Below are 17,508 nucleotides of genomic sequence, written 5' to 3'. Positions count from 1 at the left end.
AAAGCCCACGTTGAAAAAAGTTATCCTATCTGTTACGAATGATTTGGTTACCGACAGCCGGGTGCACAAAGTAGCCCTTAGCCTGAAAAAGATGAATTTCAAGGTAGTGCTGGTTGGACGCAAACTGCCTGGCAGTTCGAAGCTGAAACGTCGCCCTTATAAAACCAGGCGACTGAAACTTTTCTTCAGGAAAGGTCCGCTTTTTTATGCTGAATATAACATTCGTCTGTTTTGGTTTTTACGTCTTCGGAAAGCCGATGTCTTTCTAGCAAACGATTTGGACACCCTACCGGCCAATTTTCTGGTTTCAAAATTAAAAGGCAAACCACTGGTATACGATAGCCACGAGCTGTTTACCGAAGTTCCTGAGTTACTCAACCGCCCCACAAAAAAAGCGTTATGGCGAAGCATCGAGAGGCTTATTCTTCCCAAAATCGCTAAAGCATATACTGTTTCAGAATCGATTGCAAATCTGTATCGGAAAAAATACGGAACACCGTTTCGGGTGATTCGAAACTTACCCCACCGCGAAAAATTGCTGATGGTTCCTCCGGAAAAATACCTGCCCAGTGATGAGCGAAAACTAATTTTATACCAGGGAGCATTAAACATTGGGCGTGGACTCGAATATGCCATCAAAGCGATGCAATACGTCGATGGCGCGCGTTTGCTAATTGCCGGAAATGGCGACATTACCCTTCCTTTAAAAAAATTGGTGGCCGATTTAGCGTTGGCTGACCGGGTAAGTTTCATGGCTAAGATACCTTTGGAAGAACTCAAGTATGTGACGGCCCAAGCAGACCTAGGTCTATCTATAGAAGAAGATTTAGGCTTAAACTATCGGTATGCGTTGCCTAACAAGCTGTTCGACTATATTCAACAGCAAGTACCGGTATTGGTAAGTAATTTACCCGAAATGAAATCGATTGTCGAACAATACCAAATAGGCATGATTCTGGAAAAGCACGATCCGAAAATTATGGGCAAGCAACTTCAGGAAGCCTTATTTAACCGCGACCTACGCGAGCAATGGATTGAAAACCTTCCCCTGGCAGCCCAGGACCTCTGTTGGGAACACGAAGAAAAGATACTCGAAGACATCTTTCGCGACCTCCGCTAAGATCCGTAGCCATTAATAAAATTCGCAAACTTCCCGAAAACCCGCTTAAACTCGACATCAATCAAATCCTTATTCTTCTCGGTAAACGGAAACGGAGTAACATGATTGTAGCGAAAAGGGAAATCATAAATATCAACAGGAATTGGAATCTCCCGCGTAGCCCCTTGCAGCGTGTTAATGATCTCGTAGGCCGGAATAATCGTATCCTGTTTCAACGAAATTGCCATTAAGTCGGAGCTCACTTTTTGGAACAGACTTTCCCGATAATCTCTTTTCACTTTGTAATCGAGCATCGAATAAAACACTTGTCCTTCATCATGCGGTCCATCAATGTAATGTTTCAAATGAGAATTCCGTTCCATGTGTTTTTGAATATGCTCTACCATATAGGAATAAAGCGCAATGTTGGCCTCGCTATCCAGAATGTATTTTGAAACGGGTGACAGCCGGTTAAAAACAGCCCCTCCGCAGAAAAGACACAACTTGGATTGCTCAAAGTAGTTGTTGTAGTTGGTCAACTTCAGAATTTCGGCCAACAAACAACCAATGGAATAGCCCACCATATGAAAACGTGCGTCAGGCGATATCAGCGGATTTTCGCCCTGTTTGCATTGCTCCATAAACTGAATAACATCGTAATAAGTTTGCAAGCCCGACCAAATAAACCGTTGCGGGCGAGAATGCAAACGCAGGCTGATAGCCACATTAGAAAGCGACGAATTAACCACATTAGGAAACATTTTCTTTCGTTTTTCGCTCAGCAGAAACATTTTGCGCTTATCGCTCCAAACCGACAACGTCCGGTTCATATGAAAGGCGATGGGGAACATGATCACGGCACATTGCGTTTGCTCAGCTAAAAAATGAGCCCACGGCAGGTATTTTTCCCAATTTTTCTCGTTGAAACCATGAAACAAGAAAATTGCACACTTAGCCTGCTTCATTGCCTTTGGCATGAATACCCGGTAAGAGAAATGCTCATTTTCCTTAATCGTCACATCATGCTTGTAGATTTGATCATCTATCGCTCCCAAATCACTGAAGAAGTTGTGCGGAGTATCAAACGATTCCTGGTGTTTTTCACAAAAATAGTGTTCTTCGCCAGGTAGCAAGCTTTGCGACTTCGAATGAAATTTCTGCTTATAGATATTCAGATTTTCAAATTCAATCATCGGATTTTCAGACGATAAAACCGACCTTAAGTTTTTAAAGGAATCAAGATACTTCATAGGACAAAACATTAATGCGTATTATAAAATACGAGCAGACTTAATCATTAAAAAGATTTGAAACAGCGATCCAAGAAAAGGATTCACCATGCACTAACTCCTAATTTTCTTTCCGGCACAACAATGCCACAGGTCCAATTATAAATACAGAATTAGTATGCAACTAAAGTATACAATTCACCTTGAAAAAAGCAGGGATCAACCTGCTTGAATGCGCAACAAAAGTTGCAAAATAAATTTATGCGTGCTTACTGAAATGCTATTCCTCCAACAACTCGGAAAAATCCACTTCGGTTTCGGTTTGGGAAGAGTCGCTCACCTTGTTTTCGCCACAAACCAAGGTGCGCGCAGGGTAACGATTCAATATATGGTAATCGTGAGTGGCTACCACAATGGTTTTTCCCTGCTCACTAATTTCTTTAAAAATACCCATCAACTCATCCGATGTTTCCGGATCTAAATTACCTGTGGGTTCATCAGCTAAAATGATATCCGGATCATTCAAAATGGCCCGTGCAATAACAATACGCTGCTGCTCTCCTCCGGACAGCTCATGAGGCATGCTTTTCAATTTCGATTTCATCCCCACCCGCTCCATCACTTCATTGATTCGGTTTTCGATGGCACGCTCCACTTTCCATCCAGTAGCTTTCAGCACAAACGACAAATTATCATGAACATTGCGATCTGTTAACAAGCGAAAATCCTGAAAAATAACACCGAGCTTACGTCGCAAAAAAGGAACTTCGGATTGTTTTAGCTTACGCAGGTTAAACTCCCCTACCCGGGCTTCACCGCTATAAAGGTCCAACTCAGCATTCAAAAGCTTAATCAAACTCGACTTTCCGCTCCCCACTTTGCCAATCAAATACACAAACTCCCCTTTTTTAATATCGAGATTAACATGACTTAAGATCAGTTGATCTTGTTGAAAGACATCGACGCCCTGAAGAGAAATAATAGACTCGAAATTCATAAAGCTGCTTTTGGTTACTCAGTACAAAACTAATTTTTTTTGAACAACCAAATAATAAAGCAAGGGAATAAACAGTTTTTTGTTAAGAAATCAATGGCCTAATCCGCTTGAAAAGAAAACAGAATCGCTATTTTTATGCAAAAAATAAAACAAAGTCTATGAGAACAAGAATTCTGCTGTCCACCATGCTGTGGATATGTCTTACTGCTACTGCCTTAGCACAGGAAACAGCTTACTATCCTTCTCTCGAAGCCGACATTCATCAAGCGAAAGAACTTTTCGAAAAACATAAATTCATCGTTGCCCAACAACAATTTGCCTCCATTGCCGAAAAAGCCGATGCTGGTTCCGAAATCCAATCAGAAGCTAAATTCTACATGGCCCTCAGTGCCCTTCGCCTGAACACTAAAAATGGAGAAGAGCTGGTTGAACAGTTCATAGACGAAAACCCAGTCAGTCCCTACACCAACAAAGCTTGGTTCGAACTTGGAAGCAGCCAATTTAACAACGGCAAATACGCCCAGATGCTTCGTTCCTACAAAAACATTCAAGCCAAAACCCTGAGCTCAGAAGATCAAATCAAGGTACACTATCAAAAAGGCTATGCTTTTTTCCAAACAGAGAAACATCAGTTGGCCGAAGATGAGTTTGAAAAAATAAAAGATACCAACAACCTGTATGCCGGGCCCGCCAAATATTACTGGGCGCATATCCAGTACCTGAAGGAAGATTACGATGCCGCTCTTTCAGAATTTAATAAGCTGAAAAACAATCCAGCCTTCGCGGAAGTCATACCGTTTTACATGAGTCAGATTTATTACAAACGTGCGCAGTATGACAAGGTGATTGAATTTACCATCCCGCTATTAGACGAAGTTTCAGAAGATAAAAAGCCCGAACTGGCAAAAATCATCGCCAACAGCTATTTTCATCTAAAAGCTTTTGATAAAGCCATTCCTTATTTCGAGGCCTATTTTAATTTCACGGAAAGCAAGCTACGCGAGGAAAGTTACATGCTCGGTTATTGCTATTACCAAACCAGTCAATACAAAAAATCTATTCCTTCGCTTGAAAATGCCTCGCGCGGGAAAGATGAGCTGGCTCAAAATGCTTATTATCACTTAGCCGATAGCTACGTCAGAACCAACCAAAAAGACAAAGCCCGGGTAGCTTTCGAATCTGCTTCGGAATTGGATTTCAACCCCGAAATTAAAGAAGATGCCTTGTTCAACTACGCCAAAATAACCTACGAACTTTCGTATTCTCCTTTCAACGAGACCATCAAGGCTTTTGATAAGTACATCTCGCTTTACGCCAACTCCGAACGTAATGATGCTGCCTATGACTACCTTGTCAAGGTGTATATGAGCACCAACAACTACAAGGACGCTATTGAGTCAATTGAAAAGATCAAGGTGAAAAGCCCGGCTGTGAAGAAAGCCTATCAACGTGTTACATTTTATCGCGGATTGGAGCAGTTCAACAACCTCTATTACGAATCGGCCATTGGCTTGTTCGATCAATCGCTTGAGAATGCAGCCAGCAACTCCGACATCAAAGCCGGGGCTTTATTCTGGAAAGCTGAAGCCAACTACCGGCTCGAAAATTATGAGCTCGCCATCAACGGATTTAACCAGTTCCTGAAAACACCAGGAGCCAACGGACACCCCGAGTTTCAGGCTGTGCACTACAACCTGGGCTACGCCTATTTCAAAGAAAAGAATTACACAGCAGCCAGCCAGTCCTTTCAAACATTTCTGGATAAAAACAGCGAAGACAAAGACCATAAAGTAGCAGACGTCCTCAATCGCCTGGGTGATTCTTATTTTGTGAGTCGCGACTATCAAAAGGCCATCAAAAATTATGAACAAGCCTACCGGCTGGAGCAATACGATGCTGATTATGCGCTTTTCCAAAAATCCATTTGTGTTGGCATTCAGCGTGACCAAAATCAAAAAATCAGCAATCTGCGAACCCTGGTTCAATCCTTCCCTAATTCATCGCTAATGGATGACGCCTTGTATGAATTGGGCCGGGCATACGATCGTACCGGTCAGGTTAAGGTTGCCGAAGGGTATTACCGCGACATCATCAACGACTATCCCCAAAGTAGCTTTCGCACCAAATCCATCCTACAACTAGGACTGGTTTTATATAATCAATCGCAGTTCAACCAATCATTGGAAACCTACAAACAAGTCGTTGAAGAGTATCCGAATAGCCCGGAAGCCCAGTCGGCGCTGATTGGCATAAAGAACAACTACATCGAGCTGAATAATATTGACGCCTATTTTGCCTACACGCAACGCCTGGGTTCAGAATCACAAGTATCTGCCTCAGAGCAGGATTCATTGAGTTATCTGGCTGCAGAAAAATCGTATATGGCCCGCGACGAAAAAGCCAAACAGCAGTTGGAGCGCTACTTACGTCAGTATCCCAACGGAAGTTTTAGCGTGAACGCTCAATTCTATCTGGGTGAAAAACGCTATGCTGACAAAGAATATGCACTGGCCTTGAAAAATTACGAATACGTTCTAGGTAAAGGCGACAATATCTTCACAGAGCCTGCTCTGGAAAAAGCTTCCGAGCTGCAATTCAATGCGTCAAACTTCGAGCAAGCCCTGAGCTACTATGAACAACTAGAGCAAGTGTCAAACACCCAATGGAGCCTGCTTCGGGCCCGAGCCGGAAAAATGCGCAGTCAGTTTAAACTCGCCAACTATCCGGCTTGTATTGATGCTGCCAAAATACTGCTTAGCTCCGAAAAGCTAACCGACATTTTAAAACGAGAAGCCCAATACAAGCTGGCAAAATCGTATTACCAAACCAAGCAGCTGGATGAAGCGCTTCCGGTGCTGGGCAACTTAGCCGAAGATACCAAGTCGGAAGAAGGCGCCGAAGCCAAGTACCTGCTAACCGAAATCCTGGTTGCTAAAAACAAACTGCCGGAAGCTGAAGAGCAAGTGATGGATTTTATTTCAAAAAATACACCGCACCAATTCTGGCTTGCCAAAAGTTTCATCCTGCTTTCTGACATTTACCTGAGCCAGGGGGATCGTTTTCAAGCCCGACACACCATTAAAAGTATTATTGAAAACTATCCCGAAACCGATGATGGCATCGTTGAAACAGCCCAATCCAAATTGCAGCATCTGGGAAATCTGGATGCCCAGGAAGAGCAAGAAGGAAAGAGCCCAATGAAAATCAACATTAACGAACAGTAAAAACAAGCGACATGAACCAATCATATCTTAATTATATCCCTGCCTTCTTATTCACCGTGCTGAGCTGCAACCTGGCAACAGCACAGCAAGACAGCACACTAACACAGGAAGTTGAAGTAGTAAAAGCCTACCAACCAAGTGTTTCTGATGTCTTTAAAATCAACGATATTCCAAAAGTTAAGGATGAAAAGCGCGACAAACCCGTGTTCGACTACAAAATCAACGCTCAGCCTGTTTTTAGCACTTTTGAAGTAGAACCAGTACCAGCTGCGGAAATGGTGGGAGAACCTAAGACCGAGCTAGGGAAAGGTCTGCTCAAAGCCGGATTTGGGAACTTCATGACGCCTTACGGAGAACTGTTCTACAACACGCAGGCCGGAAAAAATTCCATTTTAGGAATGCATTTCAAACACCTCTCATCGAATGGCTCTGTGAAACTTGAGAATGACGATAAAGTAGACGCTCCGCGCAGCGAAAACGTAGCCGAACTATTCACCAGGCATTTTTTCAGAAGATCAGCCTTGAGCACCAAGCTATTTTTCGATCGTCAGGCACATCGCTATTATGGCTATGCCGGCGAAGCCCTTTCCAATTCAGAAAAAGAGCAACTGTTTCCCAACTGGAATCAGGATCAGGCTTTCTCAAAAGGCGGCCTTCAGCTCAATCTGAACAACGATGAAGATTCGCGTGCCGACCTGAACTACGACCTGGATTTATACTTCCATCATTTCGGAACAAAAACCGGCCAAACAGAAAACCTCATCAAACTAGGTACCGCCTTCCAAAAGAACTACGATGCTTACCTAGGACTTCTGAAGGCATCGGTGTCTTATCTTAAAACCGACGGAATCATTAAAGAAATTACGTCAGACTATGGAAACAAGCAGCAAATCCGAATCGATTTAAGCCCCGCCCTATTGCTGCAGGGCGACCTAGCCAAATTACAGGTAGGCTTGAATGCCTTTACCTTACTGGACGACGATGACGACGCGCGCCTACTGGTAACTCCCAACATCAAAGCAGAGTGGTCACCCATTAAAAACACCATGACTTTATTTGCAGCCCTAGATGGTCGCCTGCAGCAGAATCACTATTCTGCTATTGCTGCTGAAAACCGGTTCGTCACCCCCACACAAGACATTCGCAACACTGAGTACCGCTACATCCTTTCCGGAGGAATCAAAGGTAAGTTCACCCCAAAGCTCAACTATCGATTACAGGCTGATTATGCTAACATAAAAGACGAATACTTTTACCTGTTCAACACCAAAACGGTCATCACACAAGCATCGCCAATACTGGATCTGCCGTTTATATCAAAAGCAAATACCTTTGATGTTCTTTATGATGACCTGAAACAGGTGACGGTAGGTGGCGAGCTTTATTATACCGCTTCGGAACTAGTCAACTTTCACTTACAAGGAAAGTATTACTCTTATGAATTGGACTCACTTGAGCAAGCCTGGCATAAACCCGATTTTGAATTGAGTATTTCTTCGATTGTTAATCCGGAAGGCCCCTTGAAATTTAATGCTGATATCTTTTTTGTAGGAGAACGAAAAGCTCCTGTGCAAAGCGAAATCGATTACTTATTTTTAAATACGCCGGGAGTCGATCAAGTTAATCAAACAATCTTCACCCTTTCGTCTTATATCGATTTAAACGTGGGAGTTGAATACCAATACAGCCCGAATCTTAGTTTTTGGGGCCGCATGAACAACTTTGCCTTTCAGAAATATGAAAACTGGCTAGGGTATTCACAACAGGGCGTCAACCTGCTTATTGGTGCCAGCCTTTCGTTTTAAAAGAAGGTGATTGCACGAAAAACAAGGTGACAAATATCATACTTGAATAATAAAGAGCATAACGCGCAACATAACTGCGAGTTACACCCGCATCGACACTTAAAAACTTTGGTTTTTTCTACCCCTCTAAAAACTCAGTTTTAAGCATATTTTTCTTATATTTGTGAGTTATGAATCTGAGGCGAAGAATGATATTTAATCAACTGGAAATTAGACACCTTTTTTCTTATCTGCCCAATTTATAGAACGATAATTTTGTATCAGGCACATAAATCTGACATAAGTGAACGATTCATCATTCTGACACGATGAATCGGTATTTTTTTGATAAAAATAAACATACAATAGATGAGTGAATTAGAGAACAAGCAGAATAGAGACAACGGAAATTATTCTGCAAATAGTATTCAGGTACTGGAAGGTTTGGAAGCAGTGCGCAAGCGTCCGGCGATGTACATTGGAGATGTAAACGAAAAAGGACTTCACCACTTGGTTTATGAAGTTATTGACAACTCCATCGATGAAGCCCTTGCGGGTTATTGCAACAATATAGAGGTCATTATCAACGAAGATAATTCGATCACCGTCACCGATGATGGTCGTGGTATCCCCACAGATAAAATGACCAAAGAGAACAAGTCGGCACTTGAGGTGGTTATGACGGTACTTCACGCCGGGGGTAAATTCGACAAAGACAGCTACAAAGTATCTGGTGGATTGCACGGTGTAGGTGTTTCCTGTGTTAATGCACTTTCAACTCTGTTAATAGCAGAAGTGCACCGCGACGGAAAAATTTATCAGCAGGAATACCGCAAAGGAATTCCCCAGTATGATGTAAGGGAAATTGGAGAAACAGAAAAATCAGGAACTATCGTTACCTTCAAACCCGATGATTCGATCTTTTTGACAACCACTTACAAATACGAAATTCTATCGGCCCGTCTTCGTGAATTGGCCTTCCTGAATGCTGGAATCCGATTAATTCTAATTGACAAACGAGAGCAGGATGAAGAAGGAAATTACAAATCCGACAACTTCTTTTCAGAAGAAGGATTGAAAGAATTCGTCGAATTTCTGGATCACACCCGGGAAAGACTGATTGATGAAACCATTCATATTTCGTCTGAAAAAGCGGGTATTCCTGTTGAGATTGCCTTGCATTATAATACCTCTTTCTCTGAGAACATTCATTCGTACGTCAACAACATCAACACAATCGAAGGAGGAACGCACTTAACCGGATTTCGCCGTGGATTGACCCGTACCTTGAAAGGATACGCCGAAACTTCAGGCATGCTTTCAAAATTGAAATTCGACATTAGTGGTGATGACTTCCGTGAAGGACTTACTGCTGTTGTTTCGGTAAAAGTACAGGAGCCTCAGTTTGAAGGACAGACGAAAACCAAACTAGGAAACTCTGAAATCAGCCTTCCGGTTGACCAGGCTGTAAGCGAAATGCTTTCCAACTATCTAGAGGAAAATCCGAAAGCTGCCCGCGCCATTGTTAACAAGGTTATTCTTGCTGCTCAGGCTCGCCATGCAGCACGTAAAGCCCGCGAATTGGTTCAACGTAAAAACGTTATGTCGGGCGGTGGCCTTCCCGGTAAATTGGCCGACTGCTCGGACAAAGATCCCGCACAATGCGAGATTTACCTGGTCGAGGGAGACTCGGCGGGTGGTACAGCCAAACAAGGACGTAACCGTCGTTTCCAAGCTATTCTCCCCCTGCGTGGTAAAATTCTGAACGTGGAAAAAGCCATGCAGCACAAAGTATTTGAAAGCGAAGAAATTCGAAACATATTTACCGCTCTTGGTGTGTCCATCGGAACCGAAGAGGACTCCAAGGCACTGAACATGAGCAAAATCCGTTATCACAAAATCATTATCATGACGGATGCCGATGTGGACGGAAGCCACATTGCAACCTTGATTATGACCTTCTTCTTCCGCTTCATGAGAGATCTCATTAAAGAAGGTTACCTATATATCGCAACTCCTCCTTTGTTCTTAATCAAAAAAGGGAAACGCGAATCATACGCCTGGAGTGAGCAGCAACGCATGCAGCTGATTAATGAATGGGCTGATGGAAAAGAATCTCAGGTGCACACTCAGCGTTATAAAGGTCTTGGAGAGATGAACGCAGAACAGTTATGGACAACAACCATGGATCCGGAACATCGTACGCTACGCCAGGTAACGATCGAAAATGCGGCAGAAGCCGACCACGTTTTCAGCATGCTTATGGGCGATGAAGTACCTCCACGTCGGAAGTTCATCGAAGATCATGCGGTATATGCAAACATTGATGCTTAATAATAACATTCAAGAATGCCATTCATTAGAATGGCATTCTTTTCTTTTCACCCAATAAGTTACCTTCATGAAAGTTTGTGTTTTCTCTTCTTCAAGCAATGCAATTGATCCGGCTTATATCCACGAAGCCATTAAGCTGTCACATCTCATTGGGGAACAAAAAATGACCTTAGTGAATGGTGGTGCCAATGTTGGACTGATGGAAACCGTTTTGAAAGAAGTGGTTACTTCCGGAGGGAAAACAATTGGGATTCTGCCCGAAAAATTGAATGGTCATAAACTAGCATCGGAGTATGCCCAGGAACTGATTATCTCAAAAGATATGATGGAACGGAAATCCATTATGCGCGAACTTTCCGATGCTTTTGTTGCCTTGCCTGGCGGTTTTGGCACCCTGGAAGAAATCCTTGAGGTGATCACCCTCAAGCAATTAGATTACCACAACAAAGCCATTGTCTTTGTCAACACCAATGGTTTTTACGATCATTTATTCCAACAATTCGAACGCTCTTTTGACGAGAACTTCGCCAAAGTCAGCTACCGTGATCTCTATTTTATTGCGAAAGATAGCGAAGAAGCGATCAGTTATTTGACTTCCTATTCACCCCCTGCCCCCATTAATAAATGGTATAAAGTCCCGCAAAAATAGAAGAATCAAAACTGCTTGCTTTCGCAAGTGCCGTTGCCTTTAAGCTCAAATTAGTATCGTCCAAGGCTGAAAAGCCAACTCCAAGCTAAAAGCACCCCCCGAAAGAAAACACACCTTTTAGAAACATAAGCATCTTTTGGTTGTTGTGTAAGCTGAAATTGAAGAATAAAGAACCAAAAGAAATACAACAAAGTATAGCAAGGTCTGTGCTGTCGGGCACCGAAAACCATAAACATGATTGTTAAACATGTAAACTGATTGATATTAATCAATCAATTTATAGCCGTTTTTCAAAAGACATTGTTAATTTTGTTTCTGCAACTTTAAACGAAGACTATGTTTTTTCTGGGATTAGCCGGTCCATTTATGCCTTACCTATTATTAATGGGTGCGTTGTTTGTCCTCACATTGGGGATGAACTTAAGGGCTGACGATGATACCGACCTGATTGCAGAAAACACCATTGAATACCAACAGCCCGACAAGCAAGAATTCAAAGCCGAAAACTGCTGCCATTTTCATCAATCGGATGAAAACATTACAACCATTCACCCGGGAGCAATAGCAGCATCCATTGGAAACTCGGACTTTTTAATCTACCAACCCCGCGGCAAGACGATCTTTAGTTTAGTACATCATAATTATTCATTCGAAACACACCACACTTATTGTGGCCTCTCTCCACCGGCATTGATTTCTTAGTACATTCATAAAAGAAATCGACGACCAAACTTTCATTTATTTTCAACACGCATGATTGGAGTAGTAGGCTTAAGTCATAAATCGGCCCCCGTACATATACGTGAGAAATTTGCTCTTAATAAAGAAGAGTACACCGATTTGTCACAGACCATTTTGAAAAATAAGAATATTGGAGAACTTGTAATCATTTCGACCTGCAACCGCACCGAACTGTATTTCGCCGCTGAGGAATGTTGCTCTCCGGGCGCATTTCATATCTTATTTCATTATCTAAAGAAACATATCGACGAAGAGGATGGCATTGAATCGCACTTTTACCAATACGAGGGAAAGTCGGCAGCCAGTCATCTGTTTCGTGTCGTATCCGGACTAGAATCCATGGTATTGGGAGAATACCAAATCGTAGCTCAAATAAAGGAAGCGGTAAGCCATGCCGAAGAAATTGGTTCTGCAGGAAAGTTGCTGACCCGCTTATTTCATAAAGCCTTGGAAACCGGCAAACAAGTTCGTACAAAAACAGCCATGAGCACCGGAGCTTTTTCCGTAAGCTATGCCGCTGTAGAAAAATGCAACAGTATTTTCGATCAACTTCCGGACAAAAAGATATTATTGATTGGCGCCGGCGAAACAGGTGAGCTGGTCATTAAAAACCTTTACAAGAAAGGTTGTCAAAACATTTTGGTTTCCAACCGAACCATCGCAAAAGCTGAAGAATTAGCCAAGCGTTATGGCGGACAGGTTCAGGACTTTAAAGCCATCAAAGAAGGCATTCAGGGGGCCGACATTGTCGTTAGCTCCATCGCCTGTAAAAAACCCTTGATCACCCCACAAATTCTCAGCGAAGAAAACACACAGAAACAAACCGTATTTATTGACTTGGGGGTTCCACGTAATATTGACCCCAAAATTACCGATCAGGACTCCGTTTGCCTTTACAATGTGGATGATCTGGAAGAGGTGGTTGCCCAAAACATGGAAAAAAAGAAAAGCTACATTGCAACCGCTGAAAAAATAATTTCCAAAAAGCTGAACGAATTTTTGGATTGGTTAAGCATTCAAAACCTGTCACCAGCCATTCAAAATATAATTTGGGGGGTGAATGAAATCAATGCATCCGAACTGGCTGTCTTCAAGAAATTCCACAATGAAGAGGAATACCAAAACATGGAGAAGTATGGTAAGCATATGGCCGAAAAATTAGTCAAATCCATGATTCGGAACCTAAAAAACATCAGCGACAATGGTCGAAAAACTGAATATATTAAAGTAATCAACGATCTTTTCTCTCAAACTCATGAATAAAAACACCATAAAAATAGGAACGCGTGGCAGCAAATTAGCCCTTTGGCAAGCTGAAACCGTAAAAAGCGAACTCGAAAAAGCACATCCAAATCTTAATTTCGAGCTTGAAATCATTAAAACAAAAGGGGACAAAATTTTAGATGTTGCTCTTTCCAAAATTGGAGACAAAGGCCTGTTCACCAAAGAAATTGAACAAGCTCTTTACGATAATACCATTGATTTGGCAGTACACAGCTTGAAAGATTTACCCACGGAGCTGCCCGAAAACCTAATCATTGGAGGCATGCTGAAACGAGCCGAAGTGCGGGATGTTTTCATCTCAAAAGATGGCCGAAAATTAGCGGACTTTACAGCCAAGGACAAAATTGCGACATCAAGCTTGCGACGCCAGTCTCAACTACTTCACTTCAACCCCGAGCTGCAGATTGTAGATATCCGCGGCAATGTAGAAACCCGCCTGAGAAAAATGAACGACGGTCACTGCGACGCACTGGTTATGGCTGCTGCCGGAATTCTGCGCTTAGGGTACGAAGACGTGATTTCAGAGATGTTAGATACAGAAATAGTACTTCCCGCCATCAGTCAGGGGGCAGTAGCCATCGAAATTAGAGAAGATGACGGCCGCATCCAAGCGCTGGTGGACGCCATTACCGATGAAGCAACCCGCTCAACCACTTTAGCCGAGCGCTCACTTTTGCGTGAGCTTGAGGGAGGTTGCCAGGTGCCTGTTGGGTGTTTTTCGGAAGTGAAGGGCGATCAAATCAAATTGACTGGGATGGTAGCCAGTTTGGACGGGACAAAACGAATCCTTAAGTCGGTAGAGTCAAGCATGGAAGAAGCTTCAGAAAAAGCCATCGAATTAGCTCAAGCTATTCTGAACGATGGTGGCAAAGAAATTCTGGACAGCATCCGGCCAGCATCTGAGGTTTAGGACAAGCAAAGTCTCGACTTAAGTAAGACCTTGCAAAGGTAAACCAGGCAATAACGCTATTAAGGTGCAAAAGGCCCCGAAAAAATTAGATCCCGATGATCGGCTCATCCTGAATCACGCACCCAATAGCACGAATTCATGAACCATTTCAAGAAGCGTGTGAAACAGAATACAGACATATTACAAGGCAAAGTGATTATTTGTACCTATCCGAAAACCGAGCAGGATGAATTGGCTGAAATGCTCTCTTCACAAGGAGCAAGCGTATTTTCCATGCCAGTGATTGACATTTCACCACTTCCCTTTCAGCTTAAAACTGATTTAAACAACTATGATTGGTTAATTTTCACCAGTAAAAACGCGGTTGAACCGTTTACCAACCAGTATCCATCTATTCCTTGCAAAGTAGCAGCTCTTGGAGAGAAAGCAGCCATCCATCTCCGAAAATATGAAGTGGAACCGGCATTCATTGGATCCGGGAAATCGGCCATTGATTTTGCCGCTCAATTTATTGATGTGGTGCATGCCAACGAAAAAGTGTTGCTGGTTCTGGGCAATTTAGCACCCGATACGCTTAAGCAACAACTGGGATCGAAAGCTATGATTGACCGGATCAATGCCTATCAAACCCGTTCCAGTGAGCATGTAGATCCAAGGTTTATTGAATGGCTAGAGCATGATCGCTATGATCTTCTGCTTGTAACCAGCCCATCATCTGTTAGGGCGATTCTGGAAAAGGTCAGCAAGTCAGCAGATCAACTGCGCTTTGTCAGCATCGGAACAACAACAACAGCGGCCATCAGAAAATATGGAGGTGAACCTATCGCGACTTCAGAAGAACCCAGTTACGAAGGTATGGCTCAAACAGTGATCAACTATTATCAAGCAAAAATTAAAAACTAAAAAATATGAGCTTTCCAATAACACGACTAAGAAGACTACGAAAATCAGCCGCTATCCGTAATATGGTGCGCGAAACAGAAGTGAATCGCGATGATTTAATCATGCCTTATTTTGTGCTTCCTGGCGAAAATATCAGCAATCCCATAAAATCCATGCCCGGCAACTTTCAACTGTCGGTCGATTTATTGGTTAAGGAAGTGAAAGACTTGGTTGATCGCACAGGAGTCGATAAAATTTTGCTTTTCGGTATTCCTGCCGAAAAGGATGAGACGGGCGAAGTTGCTTGTCAGCACGATGCCATTGTGCCACAAGCTATTCGTGCCATCAAAGCAGAAGTGCCGCAAGTGATGATTGTGGCTGACGTATGTAACTGCGAATACACCAAACACGGACATTGCGGAACCATTCTTGATGGTGACGTAGATAACGATAGCACCTTGAAAACACTGGCCGCTCAATCTATTACGCTAGCTAAAGCCGGTGCCGACTTTATTGCTCCAAGCGACATGATGGATGGACGGATTGCCGCCATTCGCGAAGCACTGGACGCCAACGGATTTTCAAACACGCCAATCATGGCTTACTCGGCCAAATATGCCTCCGGCTTTTACGGACCTTTCCGCGATGCAGCCGATAGCGCTCCTCAATTTGGCGACCGCAGCACTTACCAGATGGATCCGGCCAATGGCGACGAAGCCTTGCGTGAAGTGGAAACCGACTTGGAAGAAGGCGCTGACATGGTGATGGTCAAACCGGCCTTAAGCTACATGGACATTATTAACCGTGTAAAATCAACCTACAATGTACCGGTAGTTGCCTACAACGTAAGTGGCGAATTTTCCATGGTGAAGGCGGCAGCTGCCAACGGCTGGATTGATGAGCAACGCTTGATCAAGGAAATTCTGACTTCCCTCAAACGGGCCGGAGCCGATGTGATTATCACTTATCACGCCAAGGAATTTGTTTTAAGCGAACTCGAAAAAGGCAACCGGGTTTAGAGGCTGGAACCTGAAACCTGGAACTTAGAATTTGGAATTTGAAACTGAAATATGGAACTACACAAAAGCATACAAGCATTTGATAAAGCAAAACAACTGATTCCCGGCGGAGTTAACTCTCCCGTGCGTGCCTTTAAAAGCGTGGATGCCGACCCGGTATTTATTGCGAAAGCCAAAGGAGCTAAAATCTGGGACATCGATGGAAACGAATACCTGGACTTTGTGGCTTCCTGGGGCCCAATGATTCTGGGACATGCGCGCGAAGAAATAGTGCAAGCCGTTCAGCAAGCCGCTGAGCTGGGAACCAGCTATGGTGCCCCCACCCTCATTGAAAATGAAATGGCTGAGCTAATCACCAGCATGGTTCCTTCCGTTGAAAAAGTGCGGATGGTCAACTCCGGAACAGAAGCAACCATGAGCGCCTTGCGCCTGGCTCGTGGATTTACCGGCCGCGATTTGATTGTCAAATTTGCCGGCTGCTATCACGGTCATGCCGACAGCTTTTTAATTAAAGCCGGCTCGGGTGCAATCACCCTCGGCTTACCCGACAGCCCCGGCGTAACCAAAGCTTCAGCAAAAGATACGCTGACAGCCGACTACAACAACCTGGAATCGGTTGAAGAGCTATTCAAACAACATGGCGATAACATTGCCGCCATTATTTTGGAACCGGTTGCCGGAAACATGGGCGTGGTGCTGCCCGAAGAAGGCTTTTTGAAAGGCTTGAAGAAAATTACCCAAAAATACGGCGCACTACTCATCTTTGATGAAGTAATTACCGGCTTCCGCCTGGCAGCAGGAGGTGCGCAACAACGCTTTGGCGTTGAACCAGACCTGACCACCATGGGGAAAATTATTGGTGGCGGACTTCCTGTTGGCGCTTATGGTGGCCGCAAGGAAATTATGGACAAGCTGGCGCCCGACGGACCGGTTTACCAAGCCGGAACGCTTTCAGGCAACCCGTTGGCCATGGCCGCTGGTTGTGTTATGCTGAGCACGCTTAAGAACAATCCCACGATTTATGACGAATTGGAGCGTAAAGCAGCCACTCTGGAAGCCGGACTGAAAGCAAACCTGGAGAAAACCGGCATCCCCGCTGTAATCAACCGTATTGGCTCGATGATGACAATGTTCTTCACCGAAAACCAAGCCGTTAAAAGCTTTGAAGACGCGATGACATCGGACACAGCGCGCTATGCAGCCTATTTCAAGAAGTCGCTGGAAAGTGGTATTTACCTGGCCCCCTCACAGTTTGAGTGCTTATTCGTTACCGATGCGCACACCGATGAGGATATCGCCCGGGTGATAGCGGCCAACCAGCAAGCCCTGAAAAGCTTGTAGCTGGAAGCCAGATGC

General features: G+C 43.7%; 13 protein-coding genes. 11 read left to right on the top strand and 2 right to left on the bottom strand.

The window, feature by feature from the left end:
* Nucleotides 1-10 precede the first annotated feature (10 nt).
* Nucleotides 11-1,120, top strand: coding sequence for a glycosyltransferase (locus ACUNWA_RS08805; RefSeq protein WP_445591527.1), 1,110 nt, complete (start codon nucleotides 11-13; stop codon nucleotides 1,118-1,120).
* Here ACUNWA_RS08805 and ACUNWA_RS08800 read toward each other — a convergent pair.
* On the bottom strand, nucleotides 1,117-2,349 hold the full coding sequence (locus ACUNWA_RS08800) for a DUF6051 family protein (protein WP_445591526.1): 1,233 nt from the start codon (nucleotides 2,347-2,349) through the stop codon (nucleotides 1,117-1,119). The two genes, ACUNWA_RS08805 and ACUNWA_RS08800, sit on opposite strands and share 4 nt — an antisense overlap.
* Before the next feature lie 259 nt (nucleotides 2,350-2,608).
* On the bottom strand, nucleotides 2,609-3,325 hold the full coding sequence (locus ACUNWA_RS08795; RefSeq protein ID WP_445591525.1) for a cell division ATP-binding protein FtsE: 717 nt from the start codon (nucleotides 3,323-3,325) through the stop codon (nucleotides 2,609-2,611).
* Nucleotides 3,326-3,483: 158 nt separating this feature from the next.
* Here ACUNWA_RS08795 and ACUNWA_RS08790 point away from each other — a divergent pair, with 158 nt between their 5' ends.
* The 10 genes from ACUNWA_RS08790 (at nucleotide 3,484) to hemL (ending at nucleotide 17,493) form a co-directional block, all read left to right on the top strand.
* Nucleotides 3,484-6,549: a tetratricopeptide repeat protein gene (locus ACUNWA_RS08790; RefSeq protein WP_445591524.1), complete on the top strand. Its 3,066-nt coding sequence runs from the start codon at nucleotides 3,484-3,486 to the stop codon at nucleotides 6,547-6,549.
* Nucleotides 6,550-6,560: 11 nt separating this feature from the next.
* Nucleotides 6,561-8,354, top strand: a complete 1,794-nt coding sequence (locus tag ACUNWA_RS08785) for a hypothetical protein (RefSeq protein WP_445591523.1) — start codon at nucleotides 6,561-6,563, stop codon at nucleotides 8,352-8,354.
* 348 nt (nucleotides 8,355-8,702) lie between these two features.
* Entirely contained in the window at nucleotides 8,703-10,667 is a 1,965-nt protein-coding gene (gene gyrB / locus ACUNWA_RS08780) for a DNA topoisomerase (ATP-hydrolyzing) subunit B (protein WP_445591522.1), read from the top strand.
* Nucleotides 10,668-10,734: 67 nt separating this feature from the next.
* Nucleotides 10,735-11,316: an LOG family protein gene (locus ACUNWA_RS08775; protein WP_445591521.1), complete on the top strand. Its 582-nt coding sequence runs from the start codon at nucleotides 10,735-10,737 to the stop codon at nucleotides 11,314-11,316.
* A 366-nt stretch (nucleotides 11,317-11,682) separates the two neighbouring features.
* Nucleotides 11,683-12,018 (top strand): hypothetical protein, encoded by a 336-nt coding sequence (locus tag ACUNWA_RS08770; RefSeq protein ID WP_445591520.1) that lies wholly within the window; start codon nucleotides 11,683-11,685, stop codon nucleotides 12,016-12,018.
* A 51-nt stretch (nucleotides 12,019-12,069) separates the two neighbouring features.
* Nucleotides 12,070-13,320: a glutamyl-tRNA reductase gene (hemA, locus tag ACUNWA_RS08765; protein WP_445591519.1), complete on the top strand. Its 1,251-nt coding sequence runs from the start codon at nucleotides 12,070-12,072 to the stop codon at nucleotides 13,318-13,320.
* Nucleotides 13,313-14,251 carry a hydroxymethylbilane synthase gene (gene hemC / locus ACUNWA_RS08760; RefSeq protein WP_445591518.1) on the top strand — a complete coding sequence of 313 codons (939 nt, stop codon included), beginning with the start codon at nucleotides 13,313-13,315 and terminating at the stop codon, nucleotides 14,249-14,251. Before hemA ends, hemC begins: the two co-directional genes overlap by 8 nt.
* Before the next feature lie 138 nt (nucleotides 14,252-14,389).
* Nucleotides 14,390-15,154 carry a uroporphyrinogen-III synthase gene (locus ACUNWA_RS08755; protein ID WP_445591517.1) on the top strand — a complete coding sequence of 255 codons (765 nt, stop codon included), beginning with the start codon at nucleotides 14,390-14,392 and terminating at the stop codon, nucleotides 15,152-15,154.
* 5 nt (nucleotides 15,155-15,159) lie between these two features.
* Nucleotides 15,160-16,152 carry a porphobilinogen synthase gene (hemB, locus tag ACUNWA_RS08750; RefSeq protein WP_445591516.1) on the top strand — a complete coding sequence of 331 codons (993 nt, stop codon included), beginning with the start codon at nucleotides 15,160-15,162 and terminating at the stop codon, nucleotides 16,150-16,152.
* A 51-nt stretch (nucleotides 16,153-16,203) separates the two neighbouring features.
* Nucleotides 16,204-17,493, top strand: coding sequence for a glutamate-1-semialdehyde 2,1-aminomutase (hemL, locus tag ACUNWA_RS08745; RefSeq protein WP_445591515.1), 1,290 nt, complete (start codon nucleotides 16,204-16,206; stop codon nucleotides 17,491-17,493).
* The last annotated feature ends 15 nt before the right edge of the window (nucleotides 17,494-17,508 follow it).

This window comes from Sunxiuqinia sp. sy24, assembly GCF_052677165.1.
This window is presented reverse-complemented; position numbering and strand designations above follow the sequence as displayed.